This is a genomic window from Congregibacter sp. (assembly GCF_965660375.1).
In the GTDB taxonomy this organism is placed as follows: Bacteria; Pseudomonadota; Gammaproteobacteria; order Pseudomonadales; family Halieaceae; genus Congregibacter.
In genome coordinates, this window is the sequence record NZ_CBFHZO010000054.1 from 15,694 (window position 1) to 32,793 (window position 17,100).

Here is a 17,100-nt window from a genome sequence, read left to right on the forward strand (position 1 = left end):
GAGCTTAGCCGAACTGGTTCATGGTGTTATCTTCACCTGCAGCTTTGAGCGCTGCATCACCGGCGAAGTATTCCTTGTGGTCATCGCCCATGTCCGAGCCGGCCATATTCTGGTGCTTCACACAGGCAATACCCTGACGGATCTCCTGACGCTGAACGCCTTTCACATAACCGAGCATGCCGGCCTCACCGAAGTACTCCTTGGCCAGGTTGTCCGTGGACAGCGCCGCGGTGTGGTAGGTCGGCAGCGTGATGAGGTGATGGAAAATACCCGCTTCGCGCGCGGCATCAGCCTGGAAAGTGCGAATGCGCTCATCAGCCTCTAGCGCCAGCTCTGTGCTGTCGTAGTCCACGTGCATGAGCTTGTCGCGATCGTAAGCGGAGACGTCTTTGCCCTCTTCGCTCCAGACATCAAACACCTGCTGACGGAAGTTCAGCGTCCAGTTAAAGGACGGAGAGTTGTTGTAGACAAGCTTGGCGCCGGGCACGGTTTCCCGAATCTTGTTCACCATCTCGGCAATCTGGCCAACGTGAGGCTTCTCGGTTTCGATCCACAAAAGATCCGCGCCATTTTGCAGTGAGGTAATGCAGTCCAGTACCACACGCTCCACACCGGTGTCCTTTCGGAACTGGTAGAGGTTGGAGGGCAAACGCTTGGGACGAAGCAATTTGCCGCCACGGTTGATCACCACGTCACCGCTGGCAAGCTCTGATGCGTCGATCTCATCGCAATCCAGAAAGCTGTTGTACTGATCACCCAGATCCCCGGGCGTATGGGTAACGGCGATTTGCTTGGTGAGGCCAGCGCCCAATGAATCGGTTCGTGCGACGATAACGCCGTCGTTTACACCCAGCTCGAGGAAGGCGTAGCGAACGGCGCGGATCTTCGCGAGGAAATCTTCGTGGGGTACGGTGACTTTACCGTCCTGGTGACCACACTGCTTCTCGTCAGATACCTGGTTCTCGATCTGAATAGCGCAGGCACCGGCCTCGATCATTTTCTTGGCCAGCAGGTAGGTCGCTTCAGCGTTACCAAAACCCGCATCGATGTCGGCGATGATGGGAACAACGTGCGTCTGGAAATTATCGACCTTGCTCTCGATCGCTTTAGCCGCGACTTCATCGCCGGCTTTGCGCGCCGCATCCAGCTCCCGGAACAATCCGCCGAGTTCACGGGCATCAGCCTGGCGCAGGAAAGTGTAAAGCTCTTCGATCAAGCCCGACACGGAGGTCTTCTCGTGCATGGACTGATCAGGAAGGGGACCGAATTCACTGCGCAGCGCAGCGATCATCCAGCCTGACAGGTAAAGGTAGCGCTTGTTGGTGTCACCAAAGTGCTTCTTGATAGCGATGAGTTTTTGCTGGCCAATAAAGCCATGCCAGCAGCCCAGGGACTGAGTGTACTGCGATGTATCAGCATCGTAGTCCGCCATGTCCTTGCGCATGATGCCTGCGGTGTATCGGGCAATGTCGATGCCTGTTTGAAAGCGGTTTTGCAGACGCATGCGGGCGGCATGCTCCGGGTTGATGTCTTTCCAGCTATCGCCATTGGTCGAAACAATGTCGGCAGCCGTCTGGATTTCTTGTTGGTAAGTCATAGATCCCGTCCCCTGAAGGTCAATCAAAAAAATGAGCCGCAACAGCGACTACAGCAACGGGGCGAAGTTTAGGTCATCAGACCACTATCAACCTAATCGATGTTTTCTATATGTGATATTCACCAGGTGAATTTATTTCAGTTAAGCTCCCAGCGGTGGGCCCGGAGCCATACCGCCCCTGCCAGCGCGATAGCGGCAAAGATCAGACCACTGGCGACGCTGAGCAGGTCCACGGCCATCCAGTCGGGACCAAAGAGGTAAAACCCGACGGCCGTGCTGTCCGATACATGGGGAAAATGACGGGTCACCGCATTACCTACAATTTCTGATCGGAAAAATATGCCCTCGGCCACTACCAGGGCAATCACCGGTGTGACCGCCATAAGGAACGGCGATCGGCGTGCCAGGGCCGATGCGAAGAGCAGCCAGGCATAAACGGGCGCGATTAACAGTGCGGTCATTACCCACCCGCTAATGGGATCCAGCATCAGGGCAAAAAAATCGATGTTGCCGACTACCACCTCAAAAGGATCCTGGTCCATGCGCGACACCAGCAGCATCATGAGCAGTACGTAGGCCAGCTGTAGCAACAGGCTGATGGCAATATAGATCAGCGGCGCGCAAATAAGTGCCACCACAAATTTGGACAGCACCGTTTGCCACTCCGTCACCGGCATGGAACGCCAGAACAGCACGCTGCGGTCCTTGCGATCGTCGTAGAGGGAACTCAGCAAGTAGTTGACGCTGGTGAGCATCAGGATCAAAAGCAGGATGCCGTGGACCACGCTCAGGATGACGTTGAGCTCCCGACCGTTGAGGTCGTCAAAATCATCGCCCGCGTCCTCCATCCGCGGTCTATCGCCAGCGGGATTGAAGTTCCACTCGCGGGAAAAGTTCCACTGCTCCCCGGTACGTTCCGCGACGCCCTGGCCAGTGCTCTCCTCCTCCACAATCACCTGATACTGCGGCGCATCAGCGACCGGTGGTGGCGGCGGCACACCGGGAATACCCACGCCGTTAAGCAGCACCACGTCGGAGTCTGTACCTTCCACCACGGTAATTTCTTTGTCCCCATTTTCGCCGATGCGGATGGAAACGTTTACGTTGTCCCCCCCCTTGCGCATCATCGCGTCGAGGATGGTATCGCCAATGACGCTGATGCGATTTGCCAGCACCACGCTGCCCAACATCAGCACAGCGAGCACCACCGCAGTCACTATGGGCGTCCAGAAGAGCGAGGTTTTATACTCGCGAAACTCCCGCTGCAGCAGGGTGATAAATTGAGCAGTCTGAGTGGTCGGCATCGTCTTATCCCCCCACCTTCGCCACGAACAGGTCTGAGACCGACGGCGTTCGTAATTCCCCAAGCCCTGCGAGCTCGCCTGCAGTCGCTGTCTCAAATATAAACGCTTTGCCGCCGAGGATGTTGCGCTTTCCGATATAGGGCATTTGCTCGGCGCGTACCGCGGCATCCCCCAGGGCGTGCAGCTCCTGAAAGCGCTCTTCAATCTCCAGAATTGATTCGTGAAGAATCAATTTGCCGCGATGCATAAACAACACGTGGGTAAGGATATTTTGAACCTCCTCAACCTGGTGTGTAGAAACAAGAATCGTACGCTCACCATCAAAGTAATCGTTGATCAATTGTTCGTAAAAACGCTTTCGAAAAAGGATATCCAGGCCCAGGGTCGGCTCATCGAGAATCAGCAGCCGCGCATCGATGGCCATAACGATGGCGAGGTGCAGCTGCACCGTCATCCCTTTGGAAAGATCACCCACCCGCCGGTTTTTATCCACATCCGTCGAGGCAAGAAAAGCCTCCGCCTGATCGCGGTTGAAGCGGCGATGGGTGCCGGTCACGTAATCCAGTAACTCCCGCACGCGCATCCATCGCGGCAAGACCGCCGTGTCAGCAATAAAGCAGACCTCTTCCATCATGAGCCCCCGGTCGGCCATGGGCGAGTAGCCCAGTACTGAGAGATCGCCGTCGCAGCGGGTCAGCCCAAGGAGTGCCTTGAGCAATGTAGTTTTGCCGGCACCGTTGGGGCCGATCAGGCCAATGACGTTACCGGAGGACACGGAAAGGTCCACACCGTCAACGGCGTTCAGATCACCGAAGCTGCGGCGCAGATTCTGTGCCTCAATGATGGTCTGCATTGCTGTTCCCCTGGTTTTTCATGATCTTTTCCACCACGTCCTGTGTTTCGAGACCGAGCATGTGAATCCTGGCGATGAAGGCCGGCAGCTCCTCATCAAGAAACCGCTGTTGCTCCTCGTTGGTGAGGGATCTTCTGGCACCCGACGCGACAAACATCCCCAGGCCCCGGCGTTTTTCCAGCAAGCCCAGCTCCACCAGTTCCTGATAGGCCTTGCCAACGGTGAGGTGATTGATGCGGTAATCCGTTGCTACCTGTCGCACCGAGGGAATAGCTTCTCCCTCGGGGAAACTGCCATCCATGACGCGCTGAATAACCAGATCGCGAAGCTGGCGGTAAATAGGCTGACCCTCGGTCCACTCCATGCTGTATCTCGTCGCGCGACCTAGTCGCGGCGACGAACTTCCCCGCTGCCCAGCTCTACGCGCTCAACCTCAGGCGAGCCGCTATAGGACACATCTCCGCTGCCCAGGATAGAGGCGTTCAGTTGCTCCCTCACCTCACCGATCAGCGCCGAGCCTGAGCCCACGATATTGGTCTCCGCGCGGTTGCTGTTTACCGATGGCATGCGGATATCACCGGACCCCACAACGTTGACCTCCAGCTCATCGACAGAGCCGCCTTCGGTCACCCGCAAGTCGCCGGAACCCGTGACTACAAACTCGCCCCTGCCTGCAGTCAGGGTCTCCACAAACAGATAACCACTGCCTGCCACCACCGCCTCAAGTTCTGCCACATTGACACTCACCGCACGAAAGTCACCGGAGCCCTCGACGCGAAGCTCAAGAACGGCACCGGTGAGCTCAAAGGCGTTGATCTCACCGGAGCCATCGACTGTGAGGGTAACCGGATCATCGCCACCCATGGCATCAAAGGCAAAGGGCTTGATGTATACCGTTCCCGACCCTTTGACCTGCAGCTCCTCAAGATAGGGCATGACAATGCGAAAACGCAGACGCTCGTCATCGTTGTTCTCGCGTTTGCGGGCTCCCACGACGAGCGTGTCACCGCTCACGTAGAAAGGTTCGGTATCGAGATAGTCTGCGGGGCCCCGGAGTTGCAGCGCGACCTCGTCACCCTGACTTATTTCTACCTCCGCATCACCCAGTACCACGACCTCGTCAAAGTCGAGGCCCTCGACACGACGGGTTTGATCCTGTGCCCAAAGCTGCGCAGAGAGCATGCCCAGCGCCAGCGCGCTGCAGAGGGTCGATGTGCTCAGTACCTTAGGCATCCTTGGGACCCTCCGGAGTGTTTTTGTGATCGTTGCGAGCTGCGTCCATGACGAGGCCCGCGGGCACCAGACACAAGGCCGCGATAGCTCCCCCACCAACAGCACTAAGTGAAGCGCAGGCAAAGAAGACCAACGCGGGCATGAGCATGCGTCTTGACGAGGGGCCCGTTATTCCTTTGCGGAGACTGATCATGACTGGGTACCGTATTTTTCCTGGGTGTTATGGTGGACTATAGCACCCAATTGAACCCTGGCAAGGCAGCAAAAATACGCCAGAAATAATCATTAAATCGTTATTTATCAGATCCCTACGACTATTATCTAAAATAAATGTGACGATTAGGCTCGAAAGCGCTGCATATTCTGTCGCATATTCCCTGCAACTCGTCGTGCAAGCCCGGCGGCACGCTGTGTCGAGCTTCCCAGAGGGTGCTGTTTGAGGGTTTCTTCAAAGAGTGCCAACCAGCGCTGGTAATGCTCATCGGTAAAAGGCTGCCGGGCATCAACCTCGCGATGCTTGCGCATCATATGCCGCCGATAGTCGCTATGGCCCAACAGCATTTTCCGCCAATAGGCTTTGATTCGCGGAAGATGCTCCGAGAGTTCGATACCGGCCACATCCATAAACAACGGCGCGAGTATGGGGTCCGCCAATACCCGTTCGTAGAAAGCATCCACAAACTTATCGATCTGCTGTTCAGAGGCTTGGGCGGTTACTTGCACGGGGCTTACATAAGAACTAGCGGCGTTTTTTCTGCTGCTTGCTCTTCTTCGCCTGTTTGACGTGGGCCATGAGCCGGCGCTTGCGGTTTATCTGGCGGTTGGTGAGCTTGTTACGCTGGCCGGCGAAGGGATTGTCACTGCTTCTAAACTCAATGCGCAGGGGCGTACCCGTGAGTTCCAGGCGACGACTGAATACTTTCTCCAGATAGCGCTGGTAGCTGTTGGGCACTTTATCCGTCTGATTACCGTGCACCACCACTCTGGGCGGATTGCGGCCGCCCGCATGGGCATAGCGGAGCTTGATGCGCCGCCCGTTTACCAGGGGCGGCGGATGATCCGCGACCGCCTCTTCCAGAATACGCGTGAGGCGACTGGTACCCATGGGCTGCATGGCAGCCGCATAGGCAGCGTCAATGGAGCCAAACAGGGTGCCCACGCCGGAGCCGTGGAGCGCCGATATAAAGTGCATATCGGCAAAATCGACGAATCGCAGGCGGCGGTCCAGTTCTGAGCGAATCATGTCTTTCTGGTCGGGGTCCAGGCCGTCCCACTTATTCACCGCGAGCACGAGGGCTCGCCCGGCTTCCAGGCAATGTCCAAGAAGATGAAGATCCTGATCCACCAGACCTTCCTGACCATCCACAAGCAGTACCACCACGTTGGCATCGCTAATGGCACTGAGAGTTTTGATTATGGAGAACTTCTCAATGGCCTCGCGGACATTTTTACGCCGGCGCACACCCGCAGTATCGATGAGCGTATAAGGACGTCCCTCGCGGAGGAACTTCACGTAAACGCTGTCCCGGGTGGTGCCGGGCTGATCGTAAACTACCACCCGATCCTCCCCGAGAATACGATTCACCAGGGTGGATTTGCCGACATTGGGCCGTCCGACGATGGCAACCCGCGTACCGCCCTCGTCTTCATTATCTGTTTCACCGGACTCTTCATCTGCACCGTCCCCGGCGTATTCCTCTCCCGTCTGGGGGTTGTGCAACTCAGGGAGGGGAATCGTCTCCAGCACAGATTCGATCATCTGGCGCACGCCGCGGCCATGGGAGGCCGCAATGGCGTGCATGGACGCAATCCCCAGAGCGTGAAAATCGCTCACGGCCACATCGGGATCCCGTCCGTCGATCTTGTTAACCACCAGGTGAAAATCACGACTCTGCTGGCGGAGGTATTGCACCAGCTGCTCGTCAACGGGATTCAAACCATCACGGGCATCCACCAGCAGCAGGACTATATCGGCCTCTTCGATGGCAAGAAGGGACTGCTCCGCCATGGCCGCATCGATACCCTCCTCATCGCCGCTGACGCCACCGGTATCGATGACGATAAATGCCCGGTCATCGCTACGCCCCTCGCCATACTTCCGATCCCGAGTCAGACCGGACAGGTTGGCCACCAGGGCATCGCGGGAGCGTGTCAGCTGATTAAATAACGTCGATTTGCCGACATTCGGACGCCCTACCAGTGCGATTGACGGCAGCATGCTGGCTAGGACCGGGGACGGATGTCGTAGGCGATCAATTTACCGCCGTTGCTGTACACGTAGAGCACCGTGCCCACGGCAAGCATGTCTGCGCGGGCGCCGTCGCTATCGGGGCGTACCCGCGCCAGAAACTCTCCATCCACCTGCGAGAGCAAATGCAGGTAGCCCTCAAAATCCACCACCGCCAGATAACTGCTGACGGGTATGGGCCTGGACAGACCGCGCCAGGCAAGGGTCGGCTGCTCCCAGCGTATACCCTGGCCGTTGCGCAGGAACGCGGTAATCGTGCCGCTTTCCTCAGCGATATACACGTTACCAAAGCCCTGGGAAACACCGTAAAAGGCCGACACGTTGCGCTGCCAGATCTTGCGACCGGTGCGAGTATCCAGCGCTACGATGCGCCCCTGGTAACTCGCGACATACAGCTCTGTGCCCGCCAGGGCCATGGTGCCGTCAACATCCACGATGCGCTCGATCTCCGAACGCCCCTGGGGAATGGCCACGCGGGCCTCCCAGCGGATAGCGCCATCGAAGGCGTCAAAGGCCAGGACGCGTCCCGTAGCAAAGCCGGCATACACCACGCCGCCGTCCAGTATCGGTGTGCTGGTACCGCGGATAGTCAGTACCGGCAGATTGCTGTCGTAACGCCACAGCTGCTCGCCGGTCTCAAAATCAAATCCATACAGCCGGCCATCGTAGGTTTGCGCGACAACCACGCGACCATTACCTTGAGGGGCTGCGAGAACTTCACCACTGACTTCACTGGTCCACAGGGTCTCTCCGGTGGCGGCGTCAAGGCGCATCACCAGCCCGTCGTTACCGCCAAGGAACAGCGAATCTTCATAATGCCCCACGCCACCAGAGACTTCCAGTTCCAGCCGCTGGCGCCAGCGCGTGTCCCCATTGTTACGGTCCACAGCCCGGACCTCACCTTCGGCCGAGGCCACGTAAATAGTGTCACCGTCGATTATTGGCTGAAGCTTGTACAGCCCATCGCCCTGCCCATCTCCCACGCCCATGGACCAGAGCTTGCGGACGTTCAGCTGGTTTTCAATGTCCAGAAGCTCCGCGGGTTGCTGCGGATCTTCATCATCACCCATCTCAAAAAAGCCGGACACTGTCTCACAACCGGCGAGAGTCACCAGCAGTACTAGCAATGTAGCGCTACGCAAAAAACCCACCTCAGCTGGCCTCCACTGCCGCGATATCGACCCGGGCGCCGAGGTATTCCAATTTATCCTGCAAGGTCTGAGGCACAGGAGCACCTTCTTCCAGTGCAGCGGCGGCGCTCTCGTAGGCGACAAGGGCATCAGCTTCACGCCCCTGGGCGAGGAGAATATCGCCGCGGGCCAGGGCATAGGATGCGACAAAGTCCGTGCTGGCCCCCTGCAGAAGCGACAGGGCTTCCTCCTCCTTGTCCTGGGCTGCCAGCACCCGCGCCAGCCGTAGCTGCGCGACCTGATGAACGTCGTCCCCCGCATCAGCCATGGCCAGGGCCCAGCGGAGCTCCTGTTCCGCCAGCTGCGGCTGCCCTTCATTCACGGCCAGCCTCGCCAGGTGCAGCGCGGCAAACTGCGCATACACCGTGCCCCGATGAGTGTCCTTCAACTCTGTGGCGATCTGCCGACCCATGGTGCCGGACTGCCCCTCTTCAGCAGACAAGGCCTGGAGCATTTGCTGATAGAGGTTTGACGCGTTCTGGGCGGCAATTTCCTGATTTTTCTGCCAGGCTTGCCAGCCAAATCCCAAGCCCAGGGCGAGCACCACACCAATCATGGTGCTGCGACCATTCTCCTTCCACCAGCGCTTGAGCGCCTCTACCTGTTCTTCTTCCGTGCGGTAACTTTCCACTTGCTGATTCCTGCTTAATGCGAATGTTGTTGTAAATGCTGTTGTAAAAGCGTGTCTATCTGCCCGGGCAGGCTTGCAACGGGAACGCGTATTTGCTCCCGTCCATCCCGCAAAGGCTTGACCGTGACTTCACCGGCGGCGACTTCATCCTCGCCCCAGAGCAGCGCCAGGGCTGCCCCGCTGCGATCAGCTTTCTTCATCTGACTGCGAAAACTGCCGCCGCCGAGCTGCTGCACAATCCGCAGTGCCGGCTGCGCATCACGAAGCCCCTCCACCGCAGCCATTGCTGCGCGCTGCGCTTCGTCACCGATGGCCACCACAAAGAGATCGGGAGCGCGCGGCCGGGGCAACTGCCCACAGGCCTCCAGCATGAGCAGTAAACGCTCCATACCCATCGCAAAACCGACGCCCGGTGTCGCCTTGCCACCGAGCTGCTCTACCAGCCCGTCGTAACGCCCTCCCGCACACACGGTGCCCTGGGCACCCAGCTTGTCGGTCACCCATTCAAATACGGTCTTGTTGTAGTAATCCAGGCCGCGCACAAGACGGGGGTTGACGGTGTACTTCACCCCGGCGCTATCGAGAAAGCTTTTCAGCACCGCAAAATGCACCCGGGATTCCTCATCGAGGTGATCCACCAGCGCCGGCGCGTTATTCAGAAGCGCCTGGGTATCGGGGTTTTTGCTATCGAGAATGCGCAGCGGGTTGCTGTCGAGGCGGCGCTGACTGTCCTCATCGAGGGACTCGCGGTGCTGCTCCAGATAAGCCACCAGCGCAGCCCGGTAATCTGCCCGCGCCTCGGAGCTGCCTATGCTGTTGATTTCCAGGCTTACGGCATCGGCGATACCGAGAATACGCCACAAGCGCGAAAGAAGAATGATGAGCTCCGCATCGGCATCCGGCGTGGCGTAACCGAATATCTCCGCCCCTATCTGGTGAAACTGACGCTGCCGACCTTTCTGCGGGCGTTCGTAGCGAAACATCGGTCCGCTGTACCAGAGCCGGCAGGGAGTCGCAGTCAGGTTGTGCTGTATCGCAGCGCGCACGCACCCTGCAGTACCTTCGGGACGCAGGCTGATACTGTCGCCATTGCGATCCTCAAAGCTGTACATCTCCTTCTCGACAATGTCCGTGACTTCGCCGATGGAGCGACTGAACAACGCCGTGGACTCAACGATAGGCAGACGCACCTCACCATAGCCATAGCATTCGAGAAGTCCGGCGACTTGGCGTTCGAGAAACTGCCAATGGCTGGTATCCGCTGGCAAAATATCGTTCATGCCGCGAATCGATCGCAGTGCGTCCATGAGGGTATGTTGGTCCTGTCAGTAAAAGGGAGGCGAGTCGTGCTGGCTCGCCGTCAGGATGCCGATCGCGCGATAAGCTTCTCGTCAGCCTCGGCGCGCTCTACTTCGAGCTTCGCCGCTCGCTCTCGAATCACGTTTTCCAGATGATCCACAAACTCCGAGTTGCTGACCTTGTGGTCCGGCTCACCATCCACGTAAATCAGGTTGCTGGGCGTTGCTCCGGTCAGTCCTACATCCGCTTCCCGCGCCTCGCCGGGACCGTTAACGATGCAACCGATCACGGCGACGTCCATGGGCGTTCGAATGTCGTCAAGGCGCTGCTCGAGTTCGTTCATGGTGCCGATCACATCAAAATTCTGCCGTGAGCAACTCGGGCAGGCGACAAAATTGATGCCATTGCTGCGAAGCTTGAGGCTCTTCAGGATATCGAAGCCCACCTTGACTTCCTGCACGGGGTCCGCCGCCAGGGAAATACGGATGGTGTCGCCAATACCCTCATAAAGCAGCATGCCCAGGCCGATAGAAGACTTCACCGTGCCGCCGCGCAAGCCGCCCGCTTCGGTGATACCCAGGTGCAGGGGCTGTTCAATCTCTCTGGCAAGCAAGCGGTAGGCGTCCACCGCCATAAAAATTTCCGAGGCTTTGACGCTGACTTTAAAGTCCGGATAGTCGTGCTTGTCGAGAATATCCACATGGTGCATGGCAGACTCCACCAGCGCCTCTGCCGTGGGCTCGCCGTACTTTCGCTGAAGATCCTTCCCGATAGACCCGGCATTCACACCAATACGGATGGGAATACCCTTGTCCCGCGCGGAGGCGATAACTTCACGAACCTTATCGTCCCGGCCGATGTTGCCGGGGTTGATGCGCAGGCAGTCCACACCATACTCCGCGACCTTGAGAGCAATGTTGTGATCGAAATGAATATCGGCGACCAGAGGCACATTGGCCTGGGCCCGGATGGCCTTAAACGCCTCCGCTGCATTCATGCTGGGTACGGATACCCGCACGATGTCGGCTCCGGCAGCTTCAAGGGCGGCAATCTGCGCCACCGTAGCTGCGACGTCACAGGTCTCGGTGTTTGTCATGCTCTGAACGCTAATGGGGGCATCCCCACCGACAGGCACATTACCCACATGAATCTGCCGACTCTTACGTCGCTTAATGGGTGACTGCTTGTTCTTATTCATAGCTGCTGCTCTCCTGCTGCTCTCCATCAACAGAGCGGCGATAGGCATCGTAATCCGGCGAATCAGGATACAAATTCCGAAGCGCCAGCGCATAGCTACTTTCGGCATCGGAGTCGCCGGTAGCTCTTGCCAATCGAATCCCGAGCCAAAGCCCGCGGGAACTTTGCTGCCGCACCAGACTTCGATATTTATCATAATAGAGGGCCGCGTTGCGACTGTCGCCGGCCTCCAGTCGCAGCTGCGCCACCTCCAGCAATGCCGTGCTATTTGACGGCTGCATGGCCAGGGTGCGCAAAAAGGCCTCCTCGGCGCCGCGCTCATCAAACAGTTTGAGCCTGCACAGACCGAGATTCAAAAATGCCTGGGGCCGTGCGTTGTAAAGTGTGTCTTTTACCACCTCACGGAGCTGCACCTCCGCTTCGCGGTAGCGCTCCTGACCGTACAGAAAGGCGGCGTAATTGTTGCGCGCCCTGGAAAAAGACTTGTCGAGGCTGATCGCCCGCTGGAAGCTCTCCTCCGCCAGCTCAAACTCGCCGGTGCTCTGGTAAACCAGGGCAAATGCTTCGAACACCTCGGGGTTGCTGCTATCGAGTTCCGCGGCAACCTTCAGGTTACGCTTGGCATCCTCCCAGTTACCCTGGCCAATGTACTGGCGGGCCAGCGACACCCGGGTTTCCATGGCTTTCTGGGGAGACGGTGGTTCGGTAAAAACACTCTCCCGCTCGGTCACGCACCCGGCGAAAAAGAGCACTGCTAAAAGCGGTAACGCGCGGATCATGCCCCTGTCTCCAATGCGGCTTCGGCACTCTGGCGATGTCTGGCGCTGCGGCGTGTTCTATCCACCACCTCACCGACAAGCTGCCCACAGGCTGCATCTATATCATCTCCGCGGGTGGTACGCACGGTTACTACGAAGCCCGCGTCCACCAACACCTGCCAGAAACGCGACACGGCGTTGCCACTGGGTCGGTCATAACCCGAGTTCGGAAAAGGATTGAAAGGGATGAGGTTAATCTTGCAGGGAAAATCTGCTAACAAGACAGCCAGCTCTCTGGCCTGATCGGGCTGGTCATTGATTCCCGCCATCAGCGTGTATTCGATGGTCACCACACGCTTTTTGTCTTTCTGGGCATCGATGTAGCGCCGGGCGCTATCAAGGAGCTGAGCAATGGGATAGCGGCGATTTACCGGCACCAACTGATTGCGAAGCTCATCATTGGGCGCATGGAGTGACACCGCCAGACTGGCCTCACTGACTTCGGCCAGCTTATCCAGCGCCGGCACCACACCCGAGGTGCTGAGCGTGACCCGACGCTTGGAAATACCGTAACCCAGATCGTCCATCATGAGATTCATAGCGGTGACGACGTTGTCAAAATTCAGCAGGGGTTCGCCCATACCCATCATGACCACATTGGTCACCACGCGGCCGTTCCCTGCCTGGAAGGCATCGTAGGATTTTATCGCCAGCCACACCTGACCGATAATCTCCGCGGCGCTCAAATCCCGCTGGAACCCCTGTTTGCCCGTAGAGCAAAAGCTGCAGTCAAGACTACAGCCCACCTGAGAAGACACACACAGGGTTGCGCGATTGCCGTCGGGAATCAGCACGGTCTCCACGAGTCCGCCCCCATCCACGTGTACCAGCCATTTGCGGGTACCGTCACTGGAATCATGCTGGGACTCCACCGCCGGGGGACGCACTTCCGCGATGGCAGACAACCGTTCCCGCAGCGCTTTACCCAGATTGCTCATTGCCGAAAAGTCGCACTCGCCCTGATGGTGCATCCATTTCATGAGCTGCTGCGCACGAAAACGCTTCTCACCCAGCTCAAGGAAAAACGCCTCAAGCTGGGTGCGGCTCATACCGAGGAGGTTGACCTTCTCGACGGGCTCGCTGCTGGCAATAAGCTCGGTCACAGTTTCCTAGTCGCGATCACAGACTTCGCTGGAAGCGAAAAAGTAGGCGATTTCCCGGGCCGCTGAGGTCGTGGAGTCGGAACCGTGTACCGCGTTGGCATCAATAGACGACGCGAAGTCAGCACGAATAGTGCCCGCCTCCGCTTCCTGGGGATTTGTCGCGCCCATGAGGTCCCGGTTGGTGGCCACGGCGTTTTCGCCCTCCAGCACCTGAACAACGACCGGTCCTGAAGTCATGAACTCGATGAGAGCAGGAAAGAATGGCCGCTCTTTGTGCTCGGCGTAAAAGCCGCCGGCAACCACGTCGCTAAGACGCATCATTTTTGCGGCGACCACGCGCAGACCGGCCGCTTCAAAACGTGCATAGATCTCGCCAATGTGGTTCTTGGCCACTGCGTCGGGCTTGATAATTGAAAGAGTGCGTTCCACCGCCATGTGCGTTCTCCAGAACTAATAAAAAATCAATGAAATACCGCCGGTAACCGCGCTGTTGAACGCTGGACCCGACGGCGAAAAAGTGCGCGGGATTATACGGACTTTACGACGCTATAGCACCCTACCTGAGGGAGCTTAAGTCGCTGAGTAATCGAGCAAAAATGCTCAGGCTGCGTCACGGCGCAGACGGCTTACCACCTCGTGAAGACGCTCACTGAACAGCTGAACCTCGTTTTCGTCGCTGAAACGGCCCAGACTGACTCGAAGGGAACTGTGTGCCAGGGCATCGGGCAACCCCAGGGCACGGAGCACATAGGAGGGCTCCAGGCTTGCTGAGGTACAGGCAGAGCCCGTCGACAGGGCAAATTCCGGCAGGGAAAGAAGCAGAGCCTCCCCTTCCACACCGCTGACGCTGATATTCAGGGCGCCGGGGAGACGCTGGGTCGGATGGCCATTCAAGGTGACCCCATCAATGCCCGACAGCGTCGACCAAAGCTCCTCACGCAGCGCGGTCAAGCGGGCGCCCTCGAACGTCAGGGACTCCTGGGCCGTAGCCGCCGCCTGGCCCATACCCACAATCTGGTGCGTGGGCAGCGTACCCGCGCGCAGACCCCGCTCATGGCCACCGCCGTGCATCTGTGCTGCCACCGCCACCCTCGGACTGCGGCGCTGATACAGCGCGCCAATACCCTTGGGACCATAGAACTTGTGCGCCGATATCGACAGCAAATCCACATCCAGGGCCTTTACGTCCACAGGTATCTTCCCAACGCTTTGTGCTGCGTCCACATGCAGCGGTACGCCCGCCGCGCGGCAGACAGCCGCTATGCCGGCAATATCGTTAATAGTGCCGATTTCGTTATTGGCGTGCATCACGCTTACCAGGCAGCTGCTGTCCTGAAGCGCATCGCGCACTGCGTCCGGTGTTATGAGCCCCTGCTCGTCGGGCTTCAGATAGCTAACGGCCACGCCCTGGGACTCCAGGTGCCGACAACTATCGAGTACCGCCTTGTGTTCAATGGCGGAGGTCACCACATGGGGCGACGCATTGCCCGCCTCCCGCGCTGCCTCGACCACGCCCTTCAATGCGAGGTTATCGGACTCCGTTGCCCCCGACGTCCATGCAATTTCCCGAAGATCCGCGTTGATCAGCGTCGCCAGCTGCTGTCTCGCATTCTCCACCGCCATCTCCGCTTCCCAGCCAAAGCGATGGGATCGTGAGGCGGGATTGCCGAAGGTGCCGTCCCTGGTGAGACATCGGGCCATAGCCTCGGCCACGGCAGGATCCACGGGCGTGGTAGAGAGGTAATCGAAGTAAACCAACTTGGCCATCAGGACCCTCCTCTGCTCTGTTGACTCCAGTCCACGGGTTCGCAGCGTTTTTGCGTTTCGGTGAGTATGCCGCGCAGAATATTCAGCTCCATTTCGTCCATGTTGAGGCGATTGTACAAGCGTCGCAGGCGGGGCATAAGTTTCCGGGGCGCTGCAGGATTAAGGAAGCCGATCTCGCTGAGAGTCTCTTCAAGATGCACGTAAAACCGCTCGATGTTTTCCTGGGTTGCCAACGGCTCGTCCCACTGGGCAGTGCTCGTCTGGGGCAGCGTGTCGTACTCCGTGAGCATGTGCAGCTCGTAGCACACAATCTGCACCGCGCTGGCGAGATTCAGCGAGCTGTAGGCATCACTAGTGGGAATGGCCAGATGAAGATTACAGCGCATAAGTTCTTCATTTGAGAGGCCGTTGTCTTCGCGACCAAAGAGAATCGCCACTTCACCTCGCTGAGAGTTTGCCGACACCTCTACGGCGGCCCGACGGGGATCCAGCACCGGCCAGGGCAAACGCTGATCCCGGGCGCAGGTACCCACCACAAAGCCGCAGTCAGCAACCGCTTCATCCAGTGTTTTTACCACCTCTGCCGACTCGAGCACATCGCTGGCCCACACGGCCCGCCAGGTAGCCTCCTCATGGGGAAACTGCTCCGGCGCCACCAGCACCAGCTTGCCCAGACCCATGGTTTTCATGGCCCGGGCCACGGCGCCGATGTTGCCCGGGTGACTGGGCTCGACCAGTACGATGCGTATTTGCTCGGGATTCATGAACTGCTTTCTGCGTGAAGTTAATCCCCCATTGTAGCAAAGCAGTGCGGCCCACAGCCCGGTCCTCTGATATACTCGCGCGCCTTTTTTGACTCTAATTGCAGGTCTGTCTTCATGGAACCGATGACCAATATCGCACTGCGCGCCGCGCGAAAAGCCGGAGAACTTATTGTGCGAGCCTCCGACGACCTGGAACGGGTCGGCGTGCGCAAAAAGAGCGCCAACGATTTTGTCTCGGATATCGATGAGCTCGCCGAGCAGGAGATTGTCCGCCAGCTGCAGCGCGCCTACCCCGACCACGCATTTCTGGGAGAAGAGTCCGGCCGCAGCGGCCCGGAAGACGCCGACTACCTTTGGATCATCGATCCTCTGGATGGCACCACCAACTTTATCCGCGGCATTCCCCATTACGCGGTGTCCATCGGCTGTGTCTACCAGGGCAAGCTGGAGCATGCGGTTATCGTCGATCCGGTACGACGGGAGGAGTTCACCGCCTCCCGGGGTCGTGGCGCCCAGTTAAACGGACACCGCATTCGCGTGAGCAAACTGGCCTCTCTTGATGGCGCCCTGCTGGGCACGGGAATTCCCTTTAAGGGACACCATGGCGATCGCCTGCCGGCTTATGCCGAGAGCCTCGCGGTACTGGCGGGTCAGTGTGCCGGCATCCGCCGCGGGGGCGCTGCGTCTCTGGATCTGGCCTATGTGGCTGCCGGGCGCCTCGACGCCTTCTGGGAGAAGGGCCTGTCTGCCTGGGATATGGCAGCGGGAGCGCTACTGGTGCGTGAAGCCGGTGGTCTGGTCTCGGACTTTGACGGTTCGGAAAACTTCCTGGATAACGGCGATATCGTCTGCGGCAACCCCAAGTGCTTTAAGGCCGTATTGCAGGCCACGAAGAACCTGCGGGGGTAATAGAAGAACCTGCGCGGGTAATAGAAAGACCTGCGCGGGAAAAAAAGGTTCATCGCGCCTTTCCGGGAAAAGCTGATTTGATCTTCAGGAAAAAGTAGTCGCTATCGCGATAGCCGTAGGCCATGCGTTTGATGACCTTGATGCGGTTATTCACTCCTTCCAGCACGCTCGTATTCAGAGGGTAAAC

18 protein-coding genes are annotated in these 17,100 nt (G+C 58.4%); 1 reads left to right on the forward strand and 17 read right to left on the reverse strand.

All coding sequences use genetic code 11. The annotated features are described in order from the left end of the window. Positions 1–4: 4 nt before the first annotated feature. The 16 genes from ACTG3T_RS04715 to ACTG3T_RS04790 all read right to left on the reverse strand — a co-directional run bounded on the left by ACTG3T_RS04715 (position 5) and on the right by ACTG3T_RS04790 (position 16,004). The gene (locus ACTG3T_RS04715; RefSeq protein ID WP_439101111.1) at positions 5–1,597 is read right to left on the reverse strand and encodes an isocitrate lyase; all 1,593 of its coding nucleotides are present in this window, start codon (positions 1,595–1,597) and stop codon (positions 5–7) included. Positions 1,598–1,734: 137 nt separating this feature from the next. Next, positions 1,735–2,901: a hypothetical protein gene (locus ACTG3T_RS04720; protein WP_439101112.1), complete on the reverse strand. Its 1,167-nt coding sequence runs from the start codon at positions 2,899–2,901 to the stop codon at positions 1,735–1,737. A gap of 4 nt (positions 2,902–2,905) precedes the next feature. Continuing rightward, complete coding sequence (locus ACTG3T_RS04725; protein WP_439101113.1) at positions 2,906–3,754, reverse strand: ABC transporter ATP-binding protein; 849 nt, start codon at positions 3,752–3,754, stop codon at positions 2,906–2,908. Then, a complete protein-coding gene (locus tag ACTG3T_RS04730; protein WP_439101114.1) occupies positions 3,738–4,118 on the reverse strand; it encodes a GntR family transcriptional regulator in 381 nt (126 codons plus the stop codon). The genes ACTG3T_RS04725 and ACTG3T_RS04730 overlap by 17 nt, the downstream gene beginning before the upstream one ends. Positions 4,119–4,138: 20 nt before the next feature. Next, on the reverse strand, positions 4,139–4,987 hold the full coding sequence (locus tag ACTG3T_RS04735; protein WP_439101115.1) for a GIN domain-containing protein: 849 nt from the start codon (positions 4,985–4,987) through the stop codon (positions 4,139–4,141). 339 nt (positions 4,988–5,326) lie between these two features. Further along, positions 5,327–5,710 carry a group III truncated hemoglobin gene (locus ACTG3T_RS04740; RefSeq protein WP_439101116.1) on the reverse strand — a complete coding sequence of 128 codons (384 nt, stop codon included), beginning with the start codon at positions 5,708–5,710 and terminating at the stop codon, positions 5,327–5,329. A gap of 16 nt (positions 5,711–5,726) precedes the next feature. After that, a complete protein-coding gene (gene der, locus ACTG3T_RS04745) occupies positions 5,727–7,205 on the reverse strand; it encodes a ribosome biogenesis GTPase Der (protein WP_439101117.1) in 1,479 nt (492 codons plus the stop codon). A gap of 5 nt (positions 7,206–7,210) precedes the next feature. After that, a complete protein-coding gene (gene bamB, locus ACTG3T_RS04750) occupies positions 7,211–8,386 on the reverse strand; it encodes an outer membrane protein assembly factor BamB (RefSeq protein WP_439101118.1) in 1,176 nt (391 codons plus the stop codon). Position 8,387: 1 nt separating this feature from the next. After that, on the reverse strand, positions 8,388–9,056 hold the full coding sequence (locus ACTG3T_RS04755; protein ID WP_439101119.1) for a YfgM family protein: 669 nt from the start codon (positions 9,054–9,056) through the stop codon (positions 8,388–8,390). 14 nt (positions 9,057–9,070) lie between these two features. Further along, entirely contained in the window at positions 9,071–10,363 is a 1,293-nt protein-coding gene (gene hisS, locus ACTG3T_RS04760) for a histidine--tRNA ligase (RefSeq protein ID WP_439101120.1), read from the reverse strand. 53 nt (positions 10,364–10,416) lie between these two features. Continuing rightward, complete coding sequence (ispG, locus tag ACTG3T_RS04765; RefSeq protein WP_439101121.1) at positions 10,417–11,553, reverse strand: flavodoxin-dependent (E)-4-hydroxy-3-methylbut-2-enyl-diphosphate synthase; 1,137 nt, start codon at positions 11,551–11,553, stop codon at positions 10,417–10,419. Further along, positions 11,546–12,331 (reverse strand): type IV pilus biogenesis/stability protein PilW, encoded by a 786-nt coding sequence (gene pilW / locus ACTG3T_RS04770; protein WP_439101122.1) that lies wholly within the window; start codon positions 12,329–12,331, stop codon positions 11,546–11,548. The genes ispG and pilW overlap by 8 nt, the downstream gene beginning before the upstream one ends. After that, a complete protein-coding gene (gene rlmN / locus ACTG3T_RS04775; protein WP_439101123.1) occupies positions 12,328–13,473 on the reverse strand; it encodes a 23S rRNA (adenine(2503)-C(2))-methyltransferase RlmN in 1,146 nt (381 codons plus the stop codon). The genes pilW and rlmN overlap by 4 nt, the downstream gene beginning before the upstream one ends. Positions 13,474–13,479: 6 nt before the next feature. Beyond that, positions 13,480–13,908 carry a nucleoside-diphosphate kinase gene (gene ndk, locus ACTG3T_RS04780; RefSeq protein ID WP_439101124.1) on the reverse strand — a complete coding sequence of 143 codons (429 nt, stop codon included), beginning with the start codon at positions 13,906–13,908 and terminating at the stop codon, positions 13,480–13,482. A 165-nt stretch (positions 13,909–14,073) separates the two neighbouring features. Further along, a complete protein-coding gene (locus ACTG3T_RS04785) occupies positions 14,074–15,240 on the reverse strand; it encodes an aminotransferase class V-fold PLP-dependent enzyme (protein WP_439101125.1) in 1,167 nt (388 codons plus the stop codon). Then, positions 15,240–16,004 (reverse strand): RNA methyltransferase, encoded by a 765-nt coding sequence (locus ACTG3T_RS04790; RefSeq protein WP_439101126.1) that lies wholly within the window; start codon positions 16,002–16,004, stop codon positions 15,240–15,242. Before ACTG3T_RS04790 ends, ACTG3T_RS04785 begins: the two co-directional genes overlap by 1 nt. Positions 16,005–16,118: 114 nt before the next feature. Here ACTG3T_RS04790 and ACTG3T_RS04795 point away from each other — a divergent pair, with 114 nt between their 5' ends. Continuing rightward, complete coding sequence (locus ACTG3T_RS04795) at positions 16,119–16,913, forward strand: inositol monophosphatase family protein (protein WP_439101127.1); 795 nt, start codon at positions 16,119–16,121, stop codon at positions 16,911–16,913. A gap of 49 nt (positions 16,914–16,962) precedes the next feature. Here ACTG3T_RS04795 and ACTG3T_RS04800 read toward each other — a convergent pair. Beyond that, a partial coding sequence (locus ACTG3T_RS04800) for a transposase (RefSeq protein WP_439100464.1) occupies positions 16,963–17,100 on the reverse strand: 138 nt, incomplete at its 5' end.